This window comes from Pseudoalteromonas sp. M8 (assembly GCF_018141365.1).
Taxonomy (GTDB): domain Bacteria; phylum Pseudomonadota; class Gammaproteobacteria; order Enterobacterales; family Alteromonadaceae; genus Pseudoalteromonas.
Genome location: NZ_CP047239.1, coordinates 946,130 through 968,399, shown reverse-complemented (window position 1 = coordinate 968,399; position 22,270 = coordinate 946,130). Strand labels below are relative to the sequence as shown.

Annotated in this window: 20 protein-coding genes and 2 pseudogenes; 11 read left to right on the top strand and 11 right to left on the bottom strand. The window is 41.1% G+C overall.

All coding sequences use genetic code 11. The annotated features are described in order from the left end of the window. Positions 1-1,870 precede the first annotated feature (1,870 nt). Genes GSF13_RS03950 through GSF13_RS03940 form a run of 3 tightly spaced genes read right to left on the bottom strand, consistent with a single transcriptional unit; the run spans position 1,871 to position 3,390 of the window. Positions 1,871-2,233, bottom strand: coding sequence for a hypothetical protein (locus GSF13_RS03950; protein ID WP_102058308.1), 363 nt, complete (start codon positions 2,231-2,233; stop codon positions 1,871-1,873). A gap of 8 nt (positions 2,234-2,241) precedes the next feature. Continuing rightward, on the bottom strand, positions 2,242-2,784 hold the full coding sequence (locus tag GSF13_RS03945; RefSeq protein WP_017217775.1) for a peroxiredoxin-like family protein: 543 nt from the start codon (positions 2,782-2,784) through the stop codon (positions 2,242-2,244). 9 nt (positions 2,785-2,793) lie between these two features. After that, positions 2,794-3,390 carry an NAD(P)H-dependent oxidoreductase gene (locus GSF13_RS03940; protein ID WP_017217774.1) on the bottom strand — a complete coding sequence of 199 codons (597 nt, stop codon included), beginning with the start codon at positions 3,388-3,390 and terminating at the stop codon, positions 2,794-2,796. 143 nt (positions 3,391-3,533) lie between these two features. Here GSF13_RS03940 and GSF13_RS03935 point away from each other — a divergent pair, with 143 nt between their 5' ends. The 3 genes and pseudogenes from GSF13_RS03935 (at position 3,534) to GSF13_RS03925 (ending at position 5,586) form a co-directional block, all read left to right on the top strand. Further along, a complete protein-coding gene (locus GSF13_RS03935; RefSeq protein WP_017217773.1) occupies positions 3,534-3,890 on the top strand; it encodes a helix-turn-helix domain-containing protein in 357 nt (118 codons plus the stop codon). A gap of 11 nt (positions 3,891-3,901) precedes the next feature. After that, positions 3,902-4,072, top strand: a pseudogene (locus GSF13_RS03930) (DUF479 domain-containing protein); the annotation flags it as partial. Positions 4,073-4,692: 620 nt separating this feature from the next. Continuing rightward, positions 4,693-5,586, top strand: coding sequence for an alpha/beta hydrolase (locus GSF13_RS03925; RefSeq protein WP_211865259.1), 894 nt, complete (start codon positions 4,693-4,695; stop codon positions 5,584-5,586). Between the two features lie 211 nt (positions 5,587-5,797). On the opposite strand, the gene GSF13_RS03920 is transcribed toward GSF13_RS03925, so the two are convergent. The 5 genes from GSF13_RS03920 to GSF13_RS03900 all read right to left on the bottom strand — a co-directional run bounded on the left by GSF13_RS03920 (position 5,798) and on the right by GSF13_RS03900 (position 10,839). Then, entirely contained in the window at positions 5,798-6,109 is a 312-nt protein-coding gene (locus tag GSF13_RS03920; protein ID WP_211865257.1) for a cupin, read from the bottom strand. A 300-nt stretch (positions 6,110-6,409) separates the two neighbouring features. Beyond that, positions 6,410-7,192 (bottom strand): hypothetical protein, encoded by a 783-nt coding sequence (locus GSF13_RS03915; RefSeq protein WP_211865255.1) that lies wholly within the window; start codon positions 7,190-7,192, stop codon positions 6,410-6,412. Between the two features lie 274 nt (positions 7,193-7,466). Continuing rightward, on the bottom strand, positions 7,467-7,835 hold the full coding sequence (locus GSF13_RS03910; protein ID WP_211865253.1) for a VOC family protein: 369 nt from the start codon (positions 7,833-7,835) through the stop codon (positions 7,467-7,469). A gap of 128 nt (positions 7,836-7,963) precedes the next feature. Next, complete coding sequence (locus GSF13_RS03905) at positions 7,964-8,776, bottom strand: response regulator transcription factor (RefSeq protein ID WP_211865252.1); 813 nt, start codon at positions 8,774-8,776, stop codon at positions 7,964-7,966. A gap of 719 nt (positions 8,777-9,495) precedes the next feature. Beyond that, positions 9,496-10,839, bottom strand: coding sequence for a sigma-54-dependent Fis family transcriptional regulator (locus GSF13_RS03900; protein ID WP_211865249.1), 1,344 nt, complete (start codon positions 10,837-10,839; stop codon positions 9,496-9,498). 257 nt (positions 10,840-11,096) lie between these two features. On the opposite strand from GSF13_RS03900, the gene GSF13_RS03895 reads away from it, so the two are divergent. The 8 genes from GSF13_RS03895 to GSF13_RS03860 all read left to right on the top strand — a co-directional run bounded on the left by GSF13_RS03895 (position 11,097) and on the right by GSF13_RS03860 (position 18,990). After that, the gene (locus GSF13_RS03895; protein ID WP_010603850.1) at positions 11,097-12,671 is read left to right on the top strand and encodes a cytochrome ubiquinol oxidase subunit I; all 1,575 of its coding nucleotides are present in this window, start codon (positions 11,097-11,099) and stop codon (positions 12,669-12,671) included. Then, positions 12,668-13,801, top strand: a complete 1,134-nt coding sequence (gene cydB / locus GSF13_RS03890; RefSeq protein WP_010603849.1) for a cytochrome d ubiquinol oxidase subunit II — start codon at positions 12,668-12,670, stop codon at positions 13,799-13,801. The genes GSF13_RS03895 and cydB overlap by 4 nt, the downstream gene beginning before the upstream one ends. Before the next feature lie 10 nt (positions 13,802-13,811). Beyond that, positions 13,812-13,928 (top strand): cytochrome bd-I oxidase subunit CydX, encoded by a 117-nt coding sequence (gene cydX / locus GSF13_RS03885; RefSeq protein ID WP_010603848.1) that lies wholly within the window; start codon positions 13,812-13,814, stop codon positions 13,926-13,928. Next, complete coding sequence (locus tag GSF13_RS03880; RefSeq protein WP_211865247.1) at positions 13,921-15,582, top strand: ABC transporter transmembrane domain-containing protein; 1,662 nt, start codon at positions 13,921-13,923, stop codon at positions 15,580-15,582. Before cydX ends, GSF13_RS03880 begins: the two co-directional genes overlap by 8 nt. After that, a complete protein-coding gene (locus GSF13_RS03875) occupies positions 15,572-17,191 on the top strand; it encodes an ATP-binding cassette domain-containing protein (RefSeq protein WP_211865245.1) in 1,620 nt (539 codons plus the stop codon). Before GSF13_RS03880 ends, GSF13_RS03875 begins: the two co-directional genes overlap by 11 nt. Beyond that, on the top strand, positions 17,184-17,813 hold the full coding sequence (locus GSF13_RS03870) for a hypothetical protein (protein ID WP_211865243.1): 630 nt from the start codon (positions 17,184-17,186) through the stop codon (positions 17,811-17,813). Before GSF13_RS03875 ends, GSF13_RS03870 begins: the two co-directional genes overlap by 8 nt. Before the next feature lie 419 nt (positions 17,814-18,232). Then, positions 18,233-18,445 carry a cold-shock protein gene (locus tag GSF13_RS03865; protein ID WP_211865241.1) on the top strand — a complete coding sequence of 71 codons (213 nt, stop codon included), beginning with the start codon at positions 18,233-18,235 and terminating at the stop codon, positions 18,443-18,445. A gap of 341 nt (positions 18,446-18,786) precedes the next feature. After that, a complete protein-coding gene (locus GSF13_RS03860; RefSeq protein WP_102058312.1) occupies positions 18,787-18,990 on the top strand; it encodes a hypothetical protein in 204 nt (67 codons plus the stop codon). A 221-nt stretch (positions 18,991-19,211) separates the two neighbouring features. Here the strand turns inward: GSF13_RS03860 and GSF13_RS24570 are convergent. The 3 genes and pseudogenes from GSF13_RS24570 to GSF13_RS03845 form a co-directional block, all read right to left on the bottom strand. After that, a pseudogene (locus GSF13_RS24570) lies at positions 19,212-19,373 on the bottom strand (transposase); the annotation flags it as partial. 140 nt (positions 19,374-19,513) lie between these two features. Further along, on the bottom strand, positions 19,514-20,668 hold the full coding sequence (locus tag GSF13_RS03850; protein WP_211865239.1) for a glycosyltransferase: 1,155 nt from the start codon (positions 20,666-20,668) through the stop codon (positions 19,514-19,516). 27 nt (positions 20,669-20,695) lie between these two features. After that, positions 20,696-22,270, bottom strand: a complete 1,575-nt coding sequence (locus GSF13_RS03845; RefSeq protein WP_211865237.1) for a hypothetical protein — start codon at positions 22,268-22,270, stop codon at positions 20,696-20,698.

Sequence of the window (22,270 nt, the reverse complement as noted above, 5' to 3'; positions counted from 1 at the left end):
GTACGTATCAAAGCGCATCCATGCGCTCCTCGTTCATTCTTTTTAAACGACGAAAAAGAACGAACCAAGAAAACGTCGCCCCAGCATCACACTCAATCCTCAAATCTTAAGCTGATATAGTGCAACCGTCTTGTAAGGCACGTCCATGATGCCAGACAAGACTTGGCCGACATCCTGTCGGCACATTGCATATCGGCTTATGCTTTTCGGGTGTGATGGAGGGGGAATAAAGTTGCTTGTAAGATCTTCTACGCTTTTCGGGCGTGGTATTGACCGTTGTTTCTGGTTTAATCTACTAAAGCAGCAAATTTGCCTGCAAGCACCAAAAAAATTTTCAGCACAGTATGTCTCCCTCATCACACCCGAAAGTAAATTGCCAATGAGTCATTTCAACGCATGGATGCGTGAAAAACTGTGACAGGGCCAAGGATGGCTCTTACACAGCGGTGACGTTCATATTGGCAATTTACTTGAGGAGTCAGTGTGATGTCGGGAGTGCCCTTTCTTTTGCATACTTGTTCTTTGGGCATCAAAGAAAAGTAAGTCGTAGCCCATGGATGGGCGTCGAAACCTGTCAGGAGGACATATTAGCCTTACCCTCCATGGCTAATATCAAAGCGCATCCATGCGCTCCTCGTTCATTCTTTTTAAACGACGAAAAAGAACGAACCAAGAAAACGTCGCCCCAGCATCACACTCAATCCTCAAATCCTAAGCCGATATAGTGCAACCGTCTTGTAAGGCACGTCCATGATGCCAGACAAGACTTGGCCGACATCCTGTCGGCACATTGCATATCAGCTTATGCTTTTCGGGTGTGATGGAGGGGGAATACGTTGCTTGTAAGATCTTCTACGATTTTTATGATGAAGCTGTTTGCAAGGGTTATAAAAGCTATCAGCATAGCCTCCTAATTAACAGTCTAAATAGTTTTGTGGGAGGTGGTTCACCCGCCGAGAAGTTATGCTTTTCTGGTGTGGTTAAGGGGGGATTAGTTTTGGCTGCGAGTTCTAGTTTTTCTCTCAAAAGCAGCAAATTTGCCTGCAAGTACCAAAAAAGCTCTCAGCACCGTTTGCCTCCCTCATCACACCCGAAAGTAAAGTGCCAATGAGTCATTTCAACGCATGGATGCGTGAAAAGCTGTGACAGGGACAGGGATGTCCCTTACACAGCGGTGACGTTCATATTGGCGATTTGCTTGAGGAGTCAGTGTGATGTTGGGAGTGCCCTTTCTTTTGCATACTTGTTCTTTGGGCATCAAAGAAAAGTATGTCGTAGCCCATGGATGGGCGTCGAAACCAGTCAGGAGGACAGGCTGACTTTACACATACTCTCGAGTTATTGGAGAAATCACCCTCCTTGGCTAATATCAAGGCGCATCCATGCGTTTCTCGTTCATTCTTTTTAAACGACGCGATCGAGCGAACCAAGAAAACGTCGCCCCAGCATCACACTCAATCCTCAAATCCTAAGCCGATATAGTGCAACCGTCTTGTAAGGCACGTCCATGATGCCAGGCGAGACTTGGCCGACATCCTGTCGGCACATTGCATATCAGCTTATGCTTTTCGGGTGTGATGGAGGGGGAATAAGTTGCTTGTAAGATCTTCTACGATTTTTACGATGAAGCTGTTTGCAAGGGTTTCAAAAACTATCAGCATAGCCTCCTAATTAGCTGTGCGGATAGCTTTGTGGGAGATGTATGGACTCCTCCCCCTTATCGGGAGCAAGAGAAAATAAGTGACCCCCATCACTATAGTAATTAGTGGTGGGGGTCAGCGATTTGCTTTTAAGCGACCGTAGTCAATTACACGCTAAGGACAAACCACATCAGAAACGATATCAATGTTGATTTGTGTCTTTGACATGATTATTTCTTCTCCACGATAATTGCGGTGATTGTTGTATCACCAACATTTTTAACTTGATGTTCCCATTGGTCATGCCACATCACGTAGCCATCCGGGATCTCCAAGGTTATGTCTTTTTCATTCGTTGTTATCGTCGCCTTGCCACCTTTTTCGAAGTAAACAGTCTCAGCATTGTGTTTATGCCAGTTATCCTGTTCCCCTGGTTTGAGTGTCATTTTAAGTACGGTAACCTCTTCGTTCTCTAGCAGTAGTTGATATTGGTTTGGAGATGCAATGTGTGCAGCCTCGACCTTCGTGTCTTGTGCAAACGCATTTCCAAACAATAGGACTGAAGTAACAGCAGTAAATACAACCTTTTTCATAGGAATTCCTATTTATGCATACCACGAATAGGGTAGTTGTTTGCAGGATTTCGTATCCAACCTAAGCCACTAATCAATGACTGAAGTTCAGGTCTTACAAACGGGTTGTTTGAAATATCTACTACGTGAACTTTTCCTTCATTATTGACAACAAATAGCCCCGGCTCAGCAAATGGATGATCAGTTTCTTCAGGCGATCTTGGATCTGATATAAACAACCCAAGTTCTTGCATTTGTTCAACAGTAAGACCGTATGCGATAGGGAAAGTCACATTAAGTCTTTCCATATGACTTTCGAGTTGTTCTTTACTGTCACCAGAAACGGCTATCAAATCTACGCCTGTTTGAGCGAGTTGGTCTTTCGCACTTTCTAACTGGTTTAAGTAGCGAGTACAAAGTGGGCAATGCTGCCCTCGGTAAACAACAACCATCTTCCAATCCAAACCATTTTCAGGCGTAGACAACTTTTTAATATCACCATTTAGAAGTTTGGTTTCAATTGCAGGAAAGTCTGAACCTGCATGAAGCTTATTGGTATAATCAATGCTCATGACTGTTCCTTAAAAATGCTTGTTAATGTGCGTTTCGAAACGTTTGAAGTCGTTTTCAACATCTGCGTTTTTCATCACATCAAAGCACGCAAATGTTTCCATTGGCTTCATTCCAAAGAACTTGAAGTTCATGTGCATAGGGAACATTAAATCGTCGATTGATTTCCCATCGAAGAATTCTTCTGGATCATTAAAGGCTTCTTCCGGCGCATTAAAGGTGAGAGACATCATGTATTTGGTGTTGGTTAACGTGCCGCCCTTACCATAGTTTTTCTTTGGTGATTCTGCTGTGCGACCGTCGCCAACACATAAAGCTCCTCCCATGCCTGCTGTGTATACTTCATCCATATACTTTTTGAATGACCAAGACACGCCCATCCAATTGCTTGGTGTTTGCAAAAATACAATGTCTGCCCATTGATGAAGTGCTAATTGCTCCTCCACATCGTACCCGTCACTCATTGTTACTACGCGCGTGTTATAACCTTTATCTTCCAGCATGGTTATTGCCTTATCAATCAAGGCTGCATTTAGCTTACCTTCAGAGAATGGGTAATATTGGTGGGCATTAATAATTAATACGTTTTTAAGATCAGTAGTGCTCATAAAACAACTCCAAACTAAATTTCAGCAAAAATAAGTAAGAGAGACACTCTCCTACTCAATCAATGTGTGGTATATTTTAGTAACCTGATTTAAGTTATCAATTAGTATACTTTTAGTAACCTAGTTGTTTTTTAGGAAAACTGATGGAAAGTGTCGTAAAAACAGACAGTAAAGGTAGAAAAAAAGTTTTAAATGCATGCACTGAACCCTGTGCTATCGAAAAAGGCATGCGTTTAATTGGCGGAAAGTGGAAAGGTTCCATTATTTATCACCTTAAAGATGAACCTGTAAGGTTTAATGACTTAACCCGTATGCTTGGCGGTGCCAGCAAAAAAATGGTCGACCAACGCCTAAAGGAACTAGAAAGTGAAGGGATGGTTCGTAGAAAAGTGATAAGTGACAGACCTGTCGCTGTAACTTATGAATTAACCGATTTTGGCAAAACCGCACTGAGTATTTTAGATGAACTCAGGATCTGGTCAGAGTCCCATCAAATTTAACAGTAGCTACTTTGAATTATTTAGCACAGCCCAATGCAGATTCTTATTTTGGAAATCTGCTTGGCGATTTTGGCGGAACAAGGCATGTAAAAAACTTGCCACTCACAGTGAAAAAGGCATTGGATAATCATTATCTAGTCGATAAATTTATAGATAACCATACAAAAATAACTGATGCAAAAATAACTGACACCCATCACAATTAGCAAGCGGCGATTGCCGAGTGTTTCTACTTGGCGATATCCACGACACCCGCTGTTTAACAGATAACTTCGTTTAATATCGTCTAACCAGTTGTGACTTTAAAGAAGAGAAACGCTCAGGACGGATGATCCAGTATTTGAGTGAGGTGTAGTGGTTTGCAAAAATTCAAGGCGATAGTGGGTTTAATTGTCGTCGCTGACATCTAATCATGCCGTTTTGAAGGGAGTTATGGCTGCTAAGAGCGAATTTGAGACTGTAGGCGCTCTTCTTGGGAGAGTCTTCGATGCTGCATAGCAGACGTTCAACTAACTCATTTATGCTACAAAATCCGTTAATATAAATGAACTAAGGGCCCGATTTGAGCAGGAACGGGCATTCAAAATATCCCTTCGTGTAGTTCACTTAGGCATGGGCTTACATTTTCAAAAAACGACCAATTTCACACGGGTTTTCAATAGATGGTCAGTATGACTAATTAGTGGTCATACTGAGTACTCTAGTCGAAAATGAGAATATTAAAGAACTGAAATCATTGGTTTTTATGTTGGCGCAAACCTTGCTGTCTCAAGGTTTCTTTAATTTCATTATGGATTAAAAAATGAGAAACCTCGGATATTTTTTGTTTTTACTAATTTTTGCGTCAGGTTGTACTACAAACAATAGAGACCAAAGTCACACTCTCAACGAAGAAAAACACCAATCAAATGACGTTACTATTGTAGAAGAGGTCGTTTTTGAAAGCGAAGGTGTAAAATTATCAGGGAGCATGTATATACCTAAAGATGCACGAGCTGCGGTAGTATTAGTGCACGGCTCTGATCCTGTCCCACGAATGACTAAGTTAGCACAGTCACTGGCTAAGAGAGACTTACTAGTTTTGACGTACGACAAGCGTGGGGTTGGTGAATCTGGTGGCGTTTACGTAGGACCTCAGGTGGGAACCAATAATATAAGTGTTGATAATTTAACTTTGCTTGCGAAAGATGCAAGTGCTGCGGTAGATGTGGTTCATGGCTATGACAAAGAGTTATCGATTGGACTTATTGGCGCGAGTCAGGCTGGCTGGATTATTCCAATTGCCGCACTCAATAATCAATCAGTAGAGTTTATGGTTCTCTTCAGTAGCCCTACAATCACAACTCTGGAACAACTTAGATTTCAGTTTTATACAAATGGTAGAGAAGACTTTTGGGAAACTCATACTGATGAAGAATCGCGTGAACATACGTTAAATGATCCTGACAGATATGATTTTAAAGCAACGGACCCGAAAATTTCTTTGAATTCTTTATCGATACCTGGGCTCTGGCTCTTCGGAGAGCAGGACATACAAGTCCCAGTCAAAATGTGTATCGAGCAACTGAATAGGATGAAAGCTAAAGGCAAGCCTTTTGAATATGTATTATTTCCATCGCTAGGCCACAATACTAATAAAGCTGAGCCTCTAGATATTGCGATACAATGGATAAAGCAAAATAATTTTTCCCACTAATTCGCAATTGTTGTTTTGCTGATGTTGATCAAATAGAAGAGCGTAGTTAACTAATGGCTCAAATGTGACGAAGCGGCTATGCCGAGCGTCACTGAGCTCTCTTGCTGCTAGGTCGACTTTATGAGCACCCTAAATGAATCTCCGCTTCTGACAGTTCAAGTTTAGACTTATCCAGTTTAACGGATATCGGTGTTTAACACCGACCCTAACCTTATACGCTGCCTTCGGATTCTATGACCAAAATTCTCGCCTCGCCACGAGGATGAGCAACATGCTCGGTGCCAATTGAAGCATAAAAAATATCACCAGTTTGCAAGAGGGCTGATTGTTCAACGCCATTCTCTTTATAAAACATTTCAACCGCGCCATCTAACACGACAAAGACTTCTTCACCATCATTAACATGCCACTTATAAGGCTGATCAGTCCAATGTAGGCGGGTTGTAATACCATTCATATTGGCGATGTCTTTTGCGCCCCAAGCGCGTTGTGCTGTGAATGTTTTGCTTCTAATTATTTCCATGGTACTTCTTATTTTTGAATTGCTAATATTCTCAAATTTTTACGTTTATAGGCTTTGTTGCGTTTGATGAATAGACTGTTACGTAAGGTAGTACTCAAAAAATCAAGAGCAGTATATTGCTTGGTGCTTTATGCAATGTCCAGTTAAAGGGCTCACAAACTATAAAGTTATTTTATCCAGCATAAGCGCAAATAGTGTTAGACTTCACTGTGATCAACTGAGCGATCGTTTTATCCTCTTTCTCATTGGCTAATGCCACTTTGGCTTTAAATTCAGGTGAGTGGTTTCTACGCTTTCATGTCATGGGCATACAAAAGCACTAATGTACCACCTTGTTTTTTGGCTAGTTAGTTGCTGCTTGAACACTGCAGGATAACCTTTTTCTAATAGAACACTTTCGGCCAGTTTTTCTAAAGCATTAGCTTGGACTATTTCATTTTCACTACGTCTAATTGCATAACCTGAGATTCTGTATCCCGATCGAGCATTTACGGACGAAAATAGCTCTCTAACCCTGACTCTGCCTTTTGCTCCTTCCATCTCAAGTTGTTGCTTTATAAACTCTGCTTGTTCTTTAGCGCTAGCTCCAGATGTCGAACACCAAAAGATATCATAATCCCAATCTTCCCAATCAAAAGAAGGTTTAACGCTTCTGTCTGTTCTTAAATTACTATCTTCTTCTATTTGAAATTCTTTCTCTTTTGCAATTATTTTTGCAGTTTCTTGCTTGATCATTGGTGTCCCGCCTGCTTCTAAAACGCCTAACAAGCGGCTTCTTAATTCACCATCCACCATAACTAAAACAAACTGCTTCGCTACTTCCTGCTTTCGCTCGTTTTTTTCTTCTAAAGATAGCTGAACGAGATCATAAATTTTGAAATTAAATTCTCGTTCGGCATTTATCCTCTCACGCTCATCGCGCGCCTCTTTAATTGCAATATCTACGGCAGCAACCTGCTCCTTCAACTCTCGATCTAAATTTGAGACCGAAAAATTTAAAATAGCTACCATTGCAGCTATTGTGACCGTAATAAGAGGTATAAAAACGTTTTGTAAAAATGCACTAAAAGATTTCCAATTCACCTTAAAATCCTCCAAAAATCCCAAATTCTTATAATGGGTTCTTATTTGCGTCCTTTCGAATATCCAATCCTGACGGTACTCTTATTGGCACTTGAATACACCGAGTCAATTAGTTGAGTCAAGGTTATGCTTGTTGTCGGTTGCTTCGACCAAACACCGTAAAGCAAATATAGCCACTCTTTCGTAGTTCCGCTGTCATTCGTGCCGACGAAACTTAATTTATTCGTTTTCGGTCGTAGTAGTCTGGTTGTGCACAACGAAAATATTACCGAATTCATTTCGGTGAGTGCAGGCCTAATCGATTGCCTTCTGTATCTAAAAATAACGCGAAAAAGCCGCTTTCGTCTGCATGTGGGGTTTTGGGGGTCAGTATTTTCCCACCGTTTTCTTCTACTTTTGATAGCACTCGTTGTAGGTCTTCACCTGCGTTTAAATATAGAGTGACGCCGGTGCTGGAAGGAGTGTAACCTTCACTTTGAACAATCACACCTACGGTAGATTGCCCCTCGTACGGGAAGAGTGCCATTGTCATTTCAGGCATATCTATGGTTTCAATGGAGACAGCAAAAATGCGGCCGTAGAATTTTACGGCGCGCGTTATGTCGGTTGCTGGAATTTCAAAAATTGATGCGAAGCTGTGCATGTTGTCGTCCTTATTTTATTGTGTGTCGGCTAGCTATTGGTGACTAGGCTGGACTCGTTTAAGGTTCAACGAGTTCGACTTTAAGATAGCGTGGGGAGACAACAATTAATTGTAAAAAAGCGACAGGACTATTTATAGAAAAGCCGTGAAAGCGTCATGCTTTCGTCATCGAGAAACGCTCGCGGGTTTACCCCCGTGAGCGCTTTAAAGTCCTTAATAAAGTGAGACTGATCATAATAATTGCTTTTGTACGCGATGTTAGTGAGGTTGTCTTCACGATTTATGAGGAGTGTTAAAGCGCTTTGCAAGCGTACAAGTTTACTTAAATGTTTTGGACTAATACCGACAAGGTCTAAAAACTTCCGCTCTAGTTGGCGCCTTTTATTGGGATTTGATTTGGTGATTGCATTAACCGATATATCGCCATTTTGTGCAAAGATAATGTCTACCGTTGTTTTTATAATGTGCTCAATTGTCCGCGGGTCGCTAAGCTTGTGAAGGAGAAAGGCCTCTAAAATCTCAATCCTTTGGCTTGTGTTTCGCGCTTGGATGATATCGCTTTCAAGCTTCGCGGCCTCATCGTGCTTAAATAATTCGTAAATCGATGTTTCCTTATTTATTAAGTTTTTTATAGGTTTCGAAATAAAGTGGGAAAAGGCATAAGGAAAAAAGCTGGCTGCAAAGGTGTGAACGTATCCGGTTGGTTGAATATAAAAAGGTGAAACGGTTTGTCCAAGCACCATTGCGCGCGGTTGCAGTATGTAGTCATGTTCTGATGTATAGCGCTTAATATCGTCGCCCAATATAAAGGCCAGTTCAATGCAGCCGTCGGGGACAATGCGTTGCTTTGCGGCACCTTTATCTGCAGTAATCTCCAGTGTCCAAAAGCAATTGATAAATGAAGATAAATTTTCACAAGGGAAAAATGTTTTGTAATCCATAAAACCTCCGCTTCTAGCTATGGACGGTTGAAGCTTACAGCAAATAAAAACTAAGACTCTGGTAAATTTTGCAACCGTTTTATGGTCTGCTTTTTAGACGCGCTTTACCTGCTACAGGCCTTTATTGATATGCTTATTTATCCAATCTTGGTAATAAGATACACGTGTTAATACTGCGGTTGAACCGTATTTGCCTAAAGTATAATTTCCAAATCACCCTCAATTTCTTTCCACGCTGCTAATCCAACCAATACTGGTGTTGAGCCTTGATAAATGATTGCTGCGCCGCTGCTATATCTAGCTAAAAAATAAGTGACAGCCATCACAATTAGCAAGCAGCGAAACCCACTTCGTATCCCGAGGAACAAACACGTTCAAAGCCGGCGGTTGTTGAGAGTTTCTACCCGGCGATATCCACGGCACCCGCTACTTAACAGATAACTTAGTTCAATATCGTCTAACCAGTTGTGACTTTAAAGAAGAGAAACACTCAGGACGGATGATCCAGTATTTGAGTGAGGTGTAGTGGTTCGCATAAACGCAAGGCGATCGTTGGTTTAAGTGTCGTCGCTCAAATCTCGGTTGTTCAACAGCTCGTTTTAGAGCCGAAGGATGGCTCTGTGCCAAAAGCTGACGGCGGGCATCTATATCATGCACGGTGCAAAACTTGACCCCAGGTCTCAAAGCTCTGTAGATTTTTAGCTATCACTGAGAATGTATTAACTGTTTTTGCTAGTAAGCGACAAACCACATTTAGTGAGTTTGCGATACAAGGTGCGGCTACTGACACCAAGTTTAAGGGCCAGCTCTTCGGTGCTACCTTGGAAATGTTCGATCGCTTTTTTTAAGTAGCTTTGCTCGGCCTGCTCTAACGATATTACATCAAATACCTTGTCATAATTCAGTTGTGCTAAATCTGCGTTAGGCTTTGCTGTATGCTGCAAATTAGCTATGTTTTCGAAAGGGATGTCGGTGTCGTAAATGACATCGTCATCGGCCAAAATAGCTGCTTGTAATACAATACTTTTTAGCTCTCGAATATTACCGGGGTAGGCATATTGCGCGAGCTTTTTAAGTGCCGCTTCACTGAATTGTTTGTCTTTAAATTCAGAGTGTTTTAAAAAGAACTTAGCTAATAACGCGATGTCAGCTTGACGGGCTTTCAGGGACGGTAAATTTATCGGGAAAGTGGCGATCCGATAGTATAAATCTTTTCTAAACTCGCCTTTTTCAACCATTTCTAACAGGTTTTTATGGCTTGCACAGACTAATCGAAAGTCTGTGCGTTTTTGTCTTAGGCTGCCAACCGCACGAAAGCTTTGTGTTTCAATTAATCGCAGCAGTTTTACTTGCATATTGAGTGGTACATCACCAATTTCATCAAAAAACAAAGTGCCACCTTCAACAATTTCGACCAAGCCTTTCTTTTGGCTTGTGGCGCCAGTAAACGCGCCTTTTTCGTGACCAAATAACTCAGACTCAAATAACTGTTCGGGTAAGCCGGAGCATTCAATTACAATAAACGGTTTATCTTTACGCCTACTTGCATCGTGCAACGCGCGAGCAACTAACTCTTTACCTGTGCCGGTTTCGCCTTGTAATAATACCGAAATTTCGGTTTTGGCAGCGCGGTTTACTTTATTGATCAGTGCTTTAAAGGCGTCAGACTGACCAAGCATTTTATTCTTTTGCGCTTTTACTGAGGCAAAGTCGATTTTATCGAGGATCTCAACAAAGCCCATTAATATATCGTTTTCGTCAAAAATAGGCTTCATCACAATATCGCAATATTGCTTACCTAAATGGGTATCGTGAATATGCACGACACTGGTTGGCTTATTGGTTTTTTTGCACTCTAGCATGGGGCAAGCTTCACCCATCTGATCGCAGGGTTTACTGGCCTTATGCGATATGGCAAAGCAGGTACTTTTACCCAGCTCAATCGGTGTTTGATAGGTATCACGATAGGCGTTATTCACTGCCACAATGACATAGTTTAGGTCAATAAAAATTGCTGGTTTATCAATAATATTGATTAAACCTTGGATCACCGAATTTGCCATATCGCACACTTGCCCAAGTTAGTTCGTTACCGTTTTACTAAAAATGAGTGTACTGTAAAAAAATAACCGTGACAAAAATGTCTTTACACTCAATTTGTCTGACAAAAATGTCGGTTGATGAGTTTATCTTTATCGAATGAATTTTTGAAATGTAAAATTAACTATTAAAAACAATGCATTATTTATTTTTTGACTATACCCAAGATTGGTATGTTTTCTGCCATATCAGGAAGTAACCTAATCTAAAGGAGTTCGAAATGAATGAAGCATTGGTCGAATTGTCTCGTTGGCAATTTGCACTCACCGCCATGTTCCACTTCATATTTGTACCGCTGACCTTGGGCCTGAGTTTTATGCTGGCCATTATGGAATCGGTTTATGTGATGACGGGCAAAGAAATCTATAAGACCATGACTAAGTTTTGGGGAAAGTTATTTGGTATTAACTTCGCCCTAGGTGTGGCAACGGGTTTAACGATGGAGTTCCAGTTTGGTATGAACTGGGCATATTACTCGCATTACGTGGGTGATATTTTTGGTGCGCCATTGGCAATTGAAGGGTTAATGGCGTTTTTCTTAGAATCCACGTTCGTTGGCTTGTTCTTTTTTGGCTGGGATAAAATGTCAAAGGTCAGGCACCTTATGGCAACCTGGCTTGTGGCGTTAGGCTCTAATTTTTCGGCGCTCTGGATCTTAATTGCCAATGGCTGGATGCAGCACCCAGTAGGTGCAGAGTTCAACTTCGAGTCGATGCGTATGGAAATGACCAGTTTTGCTGAGGTGATGTTTAACCCCGTTGCGCAAGTTAAATTTGTACATACCGTATCAGCAGGTTATGTAACAGGCGCAATGTTTGTGTTAGCTATTTCAAGCTATTACCTTTTAAAACATAAGCATATTGCCTTTGCGCGTCGCTCATTTGCGATTGCTGCAAGTTTTGGTTTAGCGTCAATTTTATCGGTGATCGTGCTCGGTGATGAAAGTGGCTATGAGCTTGGCGATGTACAAAAAGTAAAACTCGCGGCAGTTGAAGCCGAATACGATACCCACCCAGCACCTGCACCATTTACGCTTTTTGCTATCCCCAACGATGAAAAAGAAAAAGCCGAATATGCGGTGCGCATCCCTTGGCTGATGGGCATTATCGCGACGCGCTCGCTTGATGAAGAGGTGATGGGCATTAAAGAGCACAAAGTGCTGCATCGTGAGCGTATTTTATCTGGATTGGTTGCTAAAAATTTACTCGATACCGTGCGCAGTGGTAACGCAACTGAAGCGCAAATGGCGCTGTTTGAAGCACATAAAAAAGACTTGGGCTATGCCATGTTATTAGAGCCATTTACCAATGACTTTGTCAGCCCAAGTGAAGAAGCCATCGAAAAAGCGGTAAATTACAGCATTCCACCTGTTGCACCACTTTTCTGGAGTTTTAGAATAATGGTGTTCTCGGGCTTTATTATGCTATTCGTTTTTGCCGCTGCATTTTACTACAGCACTAAACATCAAATCACCAAACCTAAATGGTTGTTAAAACTGGCGCTGTTCTCTTTACCTCTGCCTTGGATTGCCTCTGAAGCGGGTTGGTTTGTCGCAGAGTTTGGTCGCCAGCCGTGGTCAATTGCCGAAGTGCTGCCTGTGCATGCTTCGGTATCAAACTTAAGCGTGGGCGAAGTGTGGTTTACCTTAATTGCTTACACCAGTTTTTATGCGGTGATGTTTGTTATTGGCTTCTACTTGATGAAGAAATACGCCAAAAAAGGGCCTGTACCAGAGCAACAAAGCACGCCTTTCGATGGCAATGCGCAACTATCGGCTGAAGGAGCACAATCATGATTGATTATGAATTTTTACGCTTAGTGTGGTGGGGTTTAGTAGGTGTATTGCTGATTGGCTTTGCCATTACCGACGGGTTTGATTTAGGCGTGGGTGCACTGCTTACGTTAGTTGGAAAAAGCGATGAAGACCGTCGCGTGATGATCAATACAATCGGCCCTCATTGGGATGGTAACCAAGTGTGGTTTATTACTGCTGGCGGCGCAATTTTTGCGGCGTGGCCACTTATTTATGCAGCGGCATTTTCGGGGTTTTATATCGCTTTAGCGCTGACACTAATTGCCTTATGGATGCGCCCAATAGGCTTTGACTATCGCAGTAAATTGCCGAATAAAACCTGGCGCACAGCATGGGACTGGGCGCTATTTTGTGGCGGTTTAGTACCTGCGCTTATCTTTGGTGTGGCGTTCGGTAATTTACTACTAGGCGTACCATTTGAGTTTGATAACACCTTGCGTCCGACTTATACCGGCAGCTTCTTTGGCTTGCTTAATCCGTTTGCCATTTTAGCAGGAGTGGTATCGGTCGCTATGTTGTTGACTCATGGCGCTAACTGGTTGCAACTTAAAACCGAGGGGAATTTACTCGCGCGCGCGCGCATTGTGTCGTTCTATTTGTCATTAGTGACTGTGTTGCTCTTTATGTTAGCGGGTGTGGTAGTTGCCAATATTGACGGTTATGTGATCACCTCAAGTGTTGATCCTTTAGCAACATCAAACCCACTGACCAAAACGGTTGAAGCGGTATCGGGTGCGTGGCTAAACAATTACAGCACCTACTCGTGGATGCTAATTGCCCCTGTACTTGGCATTTTTGCGGGGCTTGGCTCAGCGTGGTTTAGCAAGCAACAACGCGGTGGCTGGGCGTTTTTAATGTCGTCATTGATGATGGCGGGCATTATTTTAACAGCAGGCGCAGCCATGTTCCCGTTCCTTATGCCAAGTAGCAGCATGCCAAACGCGAGTTTGACAGTGTGGGATGCCACATCGAGTTATTTAACGCTCAAAACCATGTTTATCGTTGCCTGTATTTTTGTGCCAATTGTATTGAGTTACACCGCATACAGTTTTTATGTGATGCGTGGACGCATTAAAGCGCAAGATTTAGATAAACCACACACAATTTATTAAGGAGTGGCTTATGTGGTATTTCACTTGGATTCTAGGTGTTTTATTAGCATGTTCTTTCGGCATTATTAATGCGATGTGGCTAGAAGCCACCGAAGACATGGACAGAGACGACACAAGCGATGATTAAACACAATCACGCAGCAACTGGCGACATGGAGGTCGCCGCTACCGAGTTGTTACATAGCCAGCAGCAAAAGGTAAAAAATGCGCTGATGGGTGTTTTAGTACTCAAAAGCAGTGCCTTTGTATGCCAGCTGGCGGCTTTCGCAGCATTTAGCTTTTTAGTGGCCAGATTGCTCGCAAGTGATGCAAATACTCTGGTAATGAGTCATTTCTTTAGCGCCAAAACAGGCTATGAGTGGGCGCTTAATTTATTAGCTGGGGCGTTAGTTTCAAGTTTAGTGCTGAACCTTTTTGCTCATAACCGCCTAATGGCATTACAAGCAACCAGCTTAGCCGATTTAGAAGCGCAATTACATGGCGCTTTTAAGCAAGGGCAGCACGCGTTAGTTCGTCAACATAGTCATTTTTACTGGCAGCAACTAAGCACCGAGCACCTTCATGCGATGTTGAAATTTATCAGTGAATTTCAATTGCAAAAATGGCTTGCGGTGGTTACGCCTTTGTTATTGCTTGGCGTGATTGCTTATGTGAACTGGTTTGTATTTATTATTTTATTAGTCTGTTTGCCTGTGGTGCCGCTGTTTATGATCATCATAGGCAAAGGGACAAAGCACTTACATAACACCTATTTTGTGGCATTTGAGCGTTTAGGCAGTATGTTTGCCAATCGCTTGAGCAATATTGAATTGATCAATGTATTTTCTGCCAGAGGCGCTCAAACACAGCGCCTTGAGCAAAGCTCAAACACGCTTAATTCCAGTACTTTGAAAGTGCTTCAAGTGGCTTTTTTAAACCAAACTGTTTTAGATTTTTTTTCGACGCTGTCGATGGCGCTAATTGCCGTTTATGTCGGGTTTAACCTATTAGAAGAGATAAACTTAGGGCCCAAACTGGTGTTTGCAGATGGGTTATTTTTACTCATTGCTGTGCCTACGGTGTTTAGCGAACTTAAACAGTTAGGCAATTTATACCATCAAAAAGCCGCAGCCCAAGTTGCGGCATCAGAGCTGGCTAGTGTGCTTTGTAACAGTCAAAAAAGTTCTGATATATCACTTTCTCCTAGCATTGATTGGCATGACTTTCAGGTCGTTAATACGGCGGTTTTTGCAAAGCATTTATTTGTTGAACGTGGCCAGCATATTTGGTTAAGTGCTCCCTCAGGTGCTGGGAAAACACTGTTATTTGAAGCGCTTAGCAAACAGCGCCAAGCAAGCCACCAAACCACACAAAAAGTGGCGCTGCTGACACAATCTCCCTGTATTTTACGCGGCACTGTGCGCGACAACTTAACGCTCAACAGACCAATCTCTGATAAAGCGCTTTTTACAATGTTAGAAAAAGTTGAGCTAATGGCTTGGTATAAAAATTTAAAACAGGGACTTAATACGCCTATGGACGAGTGTCCGCCACTTTCTGGCGGTGAAAAACAGCGCTTGAGTTTAGCAAGGCTATTATCGTGCGATGCCGACCTTTATTTACTCGACGAACCCACTGCGTTTTTAAGTGACGCGCAACATTTGCGACTCTGTCGTTTAATTGAAACGGTTCTAAAAGATAAAACCGTTATTTGGGCATGTCATAAGCCGCAGTCACAGCGCTGGTTTAGTCAAATTTGGCACATCAACGAGTTTGGCGAGGTGCTTTGTCATGCAAACTAATACATTAAAAACCAACTTCTTGGCGCTGCTACTGAGTGTGGCTTATAGCCTAGCGGCAATGGGGTTATTGCTGGTTTCAAGTTGGTTTATTGCCGCGGCAAGTGTGATGGGCAGTAGCTTAAATTACATGTTACCCGCCGTTATTATTCGGGCCTTAGCGCTTATTCGAATTGCATCTGGCTATGCGGCACTATTAGTTGGTCACAGTGGCTTTTTTAAATCGTTACAAGCCAAACGAATGACGCTATTTGCAACAAGTTTGAATAACTTAAGCTTGCTTGAACAGGTTAAAAACAGCGCGCAGGTTGAGGCAATGAGCACCACCACAGAGCAACAAGCTGCGCTTTGGATTGCTTGGGTAAACCAAAATGCTGCGATGTTTATTACCTTACTGTTGTTAAATGTTAGTGTTTACTTGCTTATTCCAAGTCATCTTATTTATGTGCTGTGTGTAACGATTGCTTTTATTATAGTTTATGCGCTGCTCATTGTGTTTGGCTTAAAACAAGCGGTCAAAATTGCCAAACAAAAAGAGCGCTTTGTCACTGTATTTGACGATAAGTTACACAGCTCACCGCTTTGGCATCTTCAAACTGAGCTGCTAGACAACCAATTTGCATCAACCTCTAAGCTGTTAAAAGCACAACAAACACAGCAAAAGGCGATGTTTTACGGCCAACTCTGTTTACAGCTTTTCGCCATTTTAGCTTTATATCTGCTTTTTAAGCAGTATGCTGGCGCGGCATCGCAAAATGCATTGTTTATTTTAGTGCCCATGTTATTGCTAAGCATTAACGATTGGCTGGGCAAGCTACTGCAATCGCAAACAGGGCTGGTAGATTTTATTCAAGCCAAGCAAGATAATGCTAAAAAAGCTGTCGCAAAGACTGTCGATAAACAGCCACAGAAGCAAGCACAATCATCGTCACCAAAAATTACCCGACATAGCCAAGCGATTCATACGCTGAGCCTCGATAATGTAACCGCTTGCAGCGTGCAACGATTTCCCATTTCAATCGAAATAAATAATGCCGGTTGCTATTTATTTGAGGGCAGCTCTGGGACTGGTAAGTCTTCCCTATTAAAAGCAATTGCGGGACTACAGCCATTTCAAGGCAGCATCTCGTTTAACCAAGGCAACATCGTCCAACAATTAGGCAAACTACACGAGCGCATTGTGTACTGCGGGCAATCATCACCCGTATTAGATGGCACCTTAGCTGAAAACCTTTCTTTAGGTCATGAAATAGAGCAAGACATACAAAAGCAGGTACTCAATGACGTTAATCTGTCTTACCTAGGCGTATTAACGCAATGGCTAGGCTCGGGTGGAAGACAGCTCTCTGGTGGCGAAAGACAGCGGCTTAACCTCGCACGAGCGTTATTATTTAAGCCCGATGTGGTGCTACTAGATGAACCGTTTGAAGCGCTCGATAATTACAATATTTCACTTATGGTTAAGCTTATCAATCAGTTGAGCAAAACCGGTATCGTGGTGATTGCTAGCCATATTGTGCCGGATACACTAACGCTTAATCAGCGTATTGATATTGAGAATATCCCCTTGCTTTCGAAGGAAAATGGCTCGGAGGAAAAGTGCTATGGCTGAGTCATTAGGTGTAATTGAGATAGTTTATGATAACCAGCTAATTGCTTATCTGATTAGAGATACGTTAACGCCTTATTGTGCGGTGATTGCATTGGGTATTTCTGATCAGAAAAAACACGACTATATGGTTGAGCGACTTGAAAACTGCCCGTGCGAAATACAGTGGTGGCTAATCGCCCGTGATGCAAGTTTACAACTAAGTTGGGTTAACAAGTTAGTGCTGCGATTTACAGGGCAATTGATGCTAGCAAAAGCGTGTTTAATAAATACACCAAACAATGCCGCGTTAGATTTAAGTAATAGTGACACGCTTGAGCATAATGAAATACTGCACTTAGGCCATTTGATGCTCACGATTCAATATATCAAAGCAAATAGCCTGAAAGTATCGCTACTTGTTTGTGACAACATGGTGTTTTGTCTGCCATCAAATGCACTACAGCTTTCATCCACTTGCATGGGCAATGTGCTTAAACAAAGCAACATCAAGTGGGATAAATTTAGTGAAATTTACAGCCCTTCCTTCACAGTAAGTCGGCCTTTATCGACTTCAAAACTTACTTTTTGGCAACTCGAAGCACGGCTAAGCCGTAATAACTTAACCGACACTTTAAAAAACTAGCTAGGTAAAGAAAATAAGTGACACCCATCACGATTAGCAAGCGGCGATATCCACGACACCCGCTGCTTAACAGATAATTTTTTTCAGAATCGTTTAATCAGTTGTGACTTTAAAGAAGAGAAACACTCAGGACGGATGATCCAATATTTGGGTGAGGTGTAGTAAGCATCTATAGTCGAGGGTGTAATGCTAAAGGTTTTGCTGTTGATTTTGTTGAATAAATAAAATAAAAAAGAAACTTATATCTATTAGGCATATTTCGTGTATAGTGGGTGACTCAATAAGTTACCTATTAATGTAACATTTAGTTCAAGTTCTTCTCAGTTTCCTTTCGAACCAGTTCGTCATATATGCTCTGCGATATCTTTTCCTTTATTACATACTTAGTAACTAATATTTTTTAATATATCGAGGTATATATGTCTAGCAGGATTTTAGGTTCAGTAAAATGGTTTAATGAGTTAAAAGGTTTTGGCTTTATTACACCAGAAAATGGTAGTCCAGATGTTTTTGTTCACTTTAAATCAATTGTAAGCGAAGGCTTTAAAACACTGAATGAAGGTCAAAAAGTGGCCTTTGATGTTGAGCAAGGGGCTAAAGGTCCAAATGCTGCTAACGTTACTTTAGTATAAGTGGCGAATAGACTGGAGAGGACTTCCAGTCAATATCCATCTCTCAAAGTAAAAGTCCATTTCAATATTAACACCATAATTTCATAAAACTCCATTTAATCGATGTGCGTTTTTTAACTCACATAGAAAGGGAGTTTTATGCGTTTTCGTTCATATTATTTTGTTTTGAGAGGTAGGATTTTAAATTGAAAAGGCAGTCGAAAAAAAAGAGTGGCGAAGACGCGGCTCTTGATAAAAGTAAGTCAAATAATATTCACGTTGTAAGAAGAAAAATCGAAGATATTCTGTCTGAACGAGAGCGAAAGAAATTATTGGGGCTTTGATTTAAAGAGAAGTGAGTTATGGCTAGACCAAGAAGACAAAGTAGTAAAAAAACACGGAAAGAGGATTTTGAAGGTAAACTTGAACAAGTGGTAGGTGAATATCGTCAAGCAAAAGAAGTACTTGATGCTCTTGCGGAAGATACGGTTGAGTATAGCGAGCAGAAAGATAAGTGTGACAAGCTCTTTGCGCGTGCTGAACGTTTCATCAATAGGCAGTCTTAAGACTCATAAACTTCAACATTAAAGCAAATGACAAGGCATGTATCTGCCTTTAATCCCGCTTTAAATTTGCTTACCTGAGTTGCAAAGTTCAAGGAATGAACCAAAAGCTAATATAGAAAAGTTAGCGTTTATCTTAACCAACTCATCTGAACAAACCCTACATTGTAACTTCTGTAACCGTAGAGCTTGCGAAAGAGCGTGTAGGCCATTTCTGTCACCAGCTTTCGATCATCTACATTTGTTAGCTTCAACGCCACAATTTCACCTATGTGATTGACGATCAAATGCAGTGTAAATCTAAACGATCAGACCATGGTGCCTTTGCTATCCTGAGCAATGCTTTCAAATACCTTATTTCTCTTGGCGCGAATGACGTGACAGACCCTCGCAATAGGTTTCAACTAACTTATTCACGCTCGTTTCTTTTGGTCGAATGAACTGGTCAGGAAGTGAGCTATTCGTTCCTTTGATTTTTTAAATTCTTATCCGAAGTCAAGATTAAGTTAAATTGGTTAGGCTTAACTTATGACTCTATCGCTGGATAGTACTTATTAAGCCAGTCTAATTCTGCTAACTCTGAGTAATCTTGTTGCAACGTTTGCTCTCTAGTTTGATGTCTAAAGTTTCTTTTTAGACTTATTAAGTAGCTTGAATACATTTTTGCAACGCGTTCCATTGAGTAGTTGTTTTCAGCCCATTCTCTACAATGTTTTGAAGAAATTTTATCTATATTTTTGGTTGCCCAGTAAAACTGCTCTTCGTTACGACACCTAAATCCTGTGAGGCCATGTAGATTATTTTCTGGAATGCCGCCCCAATCACTAGAAATTACAGGTGTACCACTCAACATGGCTTCGATCATAACGCCCCCAAACACTTCAAGAACAATAGTTGGCAGAAAGAGAGCTTTGGCCTTTTTAAGTAAATGCTTTCTTTTATTTAAATCAGCATAACCCACAAACTCAACATGGCTTGGAATTGTTTTATAACTTAGGTGATTGATATCTCCCGGACCTGCGACAATAAGCTTAGCGTTGGCTTTTCTCGTTGCTTCAACAGCTATTACTAAACCTTTATTGGGATCCATCCTACCAAGATATAAAAAATAGTTATCTTTAGCTTCACAGTATTCGAAATCATCACAATCAAAATAGTTTGGTATTACTGCGTCGTAACGTTTGGGATGTGTTATCCCCAATTGACCGTAAACATAGCTCATATGAGCATATGACTCGAATATTTTAAAAGGAGCAAAGCATCCCTTGCCATCGTAGCCGATGCCTGGTTCTATGATGAAACATTTTTCCTCGAATATGGATACCGCTTCTTCCATACTATTACCCCAAAAGCATAAAATAGCGTCTCCAGCTTCAACTCTAATTTCTAGTTCTCGTTGAACATTTTGTTTAAATTTATGATGAGCGATGTCCAATGTGCTGTGATTGCAATAACTATCTTGCCAACTTTTACCGCCGTATGCTTTAGTTAAAATGTCGTCGGTCGTCACCGTTACATGTTCATGGCAGTCAACCTCTGATCGTTCATGACCATAATGAATGATCTTAAAAAAAGGTTTCATCATTTTGCAGAATTTGACGACTTTTTGCGTGAAGGCGCAAAACAGATAGTCCTGATTTGTTGTTACGGTATGAGGGGGGGCTAGTACATGCAATATCATTTGTGTTCTTCCATTATTTTGTTGTTTTTATTGGATTCGAAAGTTCTTAAAGATAGAAGGTGAAAATTTGCATGGTAAATCTGCAGAAAATTCTTTCCCTTCAACAGTTAGGACACCTCTCGTAGAGCATGACTTATTATAGCTATCTAAAAGCAAATATCCGTCGCTTCGAATATCCAGCGAATTTATCTTTTCGATGTATCCGTTTGCTTTTTCGAAACTCGATGGACAACTGGAATGTTGGTATATTCTTACTCGCTCTTCGCGAGTTTCGAATGAAAAAAAGCCATCACATGCCGACGTCATAAAATGCCTAAAAATTGCTTTTTTTAATATGTGGTTAGGAGTGGATTTATTAATTATTATTTCACCGATTAGCTGCTGATAGCTTTTTATTATCGCTTCTTCGGGTGGGGGAGTTGAGTTGCCAGAAGTGAGCGCACCTAACGCCGTTTTACTTTCAGGAGATATATTACTCACGAAGTGATTGAGACTATTTTCTCGAGTGTTAAGAAGTTTTTGTCGCCAGTAGTGAAAAAATTGTTTTTCCCCAATTAAGTGATGTAAAAATGCATGTCCGCAGCTATAGCGGCCTGGCCAATACTGCGTTCCCGGTATTACCTTATAGCTATGCTCAAGCGAACAGGTGAGCTTTTGAAGATTATTTTGTGTGTCAAACTGCTCCCTATCGATGAGCTTTAAATTGAGCTTGGCTATATTTGCTGCGAATTCAGCACCACCTTCGCTAAGCCAGTGAGGTTCATGACTGTCATTACTTGTCCAAATATGGAATACTTCGTGAGCGATAAATTGTTCTAGGTGTTGAGCAATAGCAGGGCTAAAGTTGAGGTAACGTTTACCACCAAACCTTAAGACAAAAGTGTTACCATTATGCACCCCGCCATCATAAAAATCAGACTCTGGACTCTCGAAGCTTGCAACAATGGTTAACTTTTTATCATTTGATAGTGCTAATTCTTTACTGTAATAACTGTGAAACTTTTTGAAATTTTCAGTTATCAGATCACTTAACCATTGTGGTAGATTATCATTGAAGATGAAGTTGAATTTACTTTTCTTACTGACGAGCACTGATTCTTCGTTAAAGTTAAATATTAAAAAGTTATTTTTCTTCTCTACACTTACCAGTTTTTTGTCTTTTTCTGCGAAAAAAGTGATGCAATTTTCTTCTAAACTTTCCCATTCGTCATCTGGCTTTATTTTCATTGCAATTGGAGTGATTGCGGTCATGAATACGCCATGAGAGTCTCCTAAATTCACGTATGGCGCGTATGTTGCGTTAATATACTTATTTAAGGGGGATAGAAGGAATGAGGTAGTTAAGCCTTTATCATTCATTAGAACTATGTTACTACTATGATGAGCTATATTTTCCCTCTGGTTAATATTTAAAAATGCAGATTCTGTTTCTTTCGATGCGTTGAGTTTCAATGCAGTGTAAGGTTTGCTAGCTCGATATTCGACCTGCAATCCTTTTGGGCTTTGTTTAAGTATTAACTTTACAGGAAAAGTACAGCTCTCTTTTGCGAAACTAGAGAATGAAAGTATCATCGAACTAAAAAATATAAAAATCTTAATCAT

Coding starts and splice junctions, on each gene's coding strand:
- GSF13_RS03950 (WP_102058308.1), bottom strand. CDS start 2,233: ATGAAAAAGGTTGTATTTACTGCTGTTACTTCAGTCCTATTGTTTGGA.
- GSF13_RS03945 (WP_017217775.1), bottom strand. CDS start 2,784: ATGAGCATTGATTATACCAATAAGCTTCATGCAGGTTCAGACTTTCCT.
- GSF13_RS03940 (WP_017217774.1), bottom strand. CDS start 3,390: ATGAGCACTACTGATCTTAAAAACGTATTAATTATTAATGCCCACCAA.
- GSF13_RS03935 (WP_017217773.1), top strand. CDS start 3,534: ATGGAAAGTGTCGTAAAAACAGACAGTAAAGGTAGAAAAAAAGTTTTA.
- GSF13_RS03925 (WP_211865259.1), top strand. CDS start 4,693: ATGAGAAACCTCGGATATTTTTTGTTTTTACTAATTTTTGCGTCAGGT.
- GSF13_RS03920 (WP_211865257.1), bottom strand. CDS start 6,109: ATGGAAATAATTAGAAGCAAAACATTCACAGCACAACGCGCTTGGGGC.
- GSF13_RS03910 (WP_211865253.1), bottom strand. CDS start 7,835: ATGCACAGCTTCGCATCAATTTTTGAAATTCCAGCAACCGACATAACG.
- GSF13_RS03905 (WP_211865252.1), bottom strand. CDS start 8,776: ATGGATTACAAAACATTTTTCCCTTGTGAAAATTTATCTTCATTTATC.
- GSF13_RS03900 (WP_211865249.1), bottom strand. CDS start 10,839: ATGGCAAATTCGGTGATCCAAGGTTTAATCAATATTATTGATAAACCA.
- GSF13_RS03895 (WP_010603850.1), top strand. CDS start 11,097: ATGAATGAAGCATTGGTCGAATTGTCTCGTTGGCAATTTGCACTCACC.
- cydB (WP_010603849.1), top strand. CDS start 12,668: ATGATTGATTATGAATTTTTACGCTTAGTGTGGTGGGGTTTAGTAGGT.
- cydX (WP_010603848.1), top strand. CDS start 13,812: ATGTGGTATTTCACTTGGATTCTAGGTGTTTTATTAGCATGTTCTTTC.
- GSF13_RS03880 (WP_211865247.1), top strand. CDS start 13,921: ATGATTAAACACAATCACGCAGCAACTGGCGACATGGAGGTCGCCGCT.
- GSF13_RS03875 (WP_211865245.1), top strand. CDS start 15,572: ATGCAAACTAATACATTAAAAACCAACTTCTTGGCGCTGCTACTGAGT.
- GSF13_RS03870 (WP_211865243.1), top strand. CDS start 17,184: ATGGCTGAGTCATTAGGTGTAATTGAGATAGTTTATGATAACCAGCTA.
- GSF13_RS03865 (WP_211865241.1), top strand. CDS start 18,233: ATGTCTAGCAGGATTTTAGGTTCAGTAAAATGGTTTAATGAGTTAAAA.
- GSF13_RS03860 (WP_102058312.1), top strand. CDS start 18,787: ATGGCTAGACCAAGAAGACAAAGTAGTAAAAAAACACGGAAAGAGGAT.
- GSF13_RS03850 (WP_211865239.1), bottom strand. CDS start 20,668: ATGATATTGCATGTACTAGCCCCCCCTCATACCGTAACAACAAATCAG.
- GSF13_RS03845 (WP_211865237.1), bottom strand. CDS start 22,270: ATGATTAAGATTTTTATATTTTTTAGTTCGATGATACTTTCATTCTCT.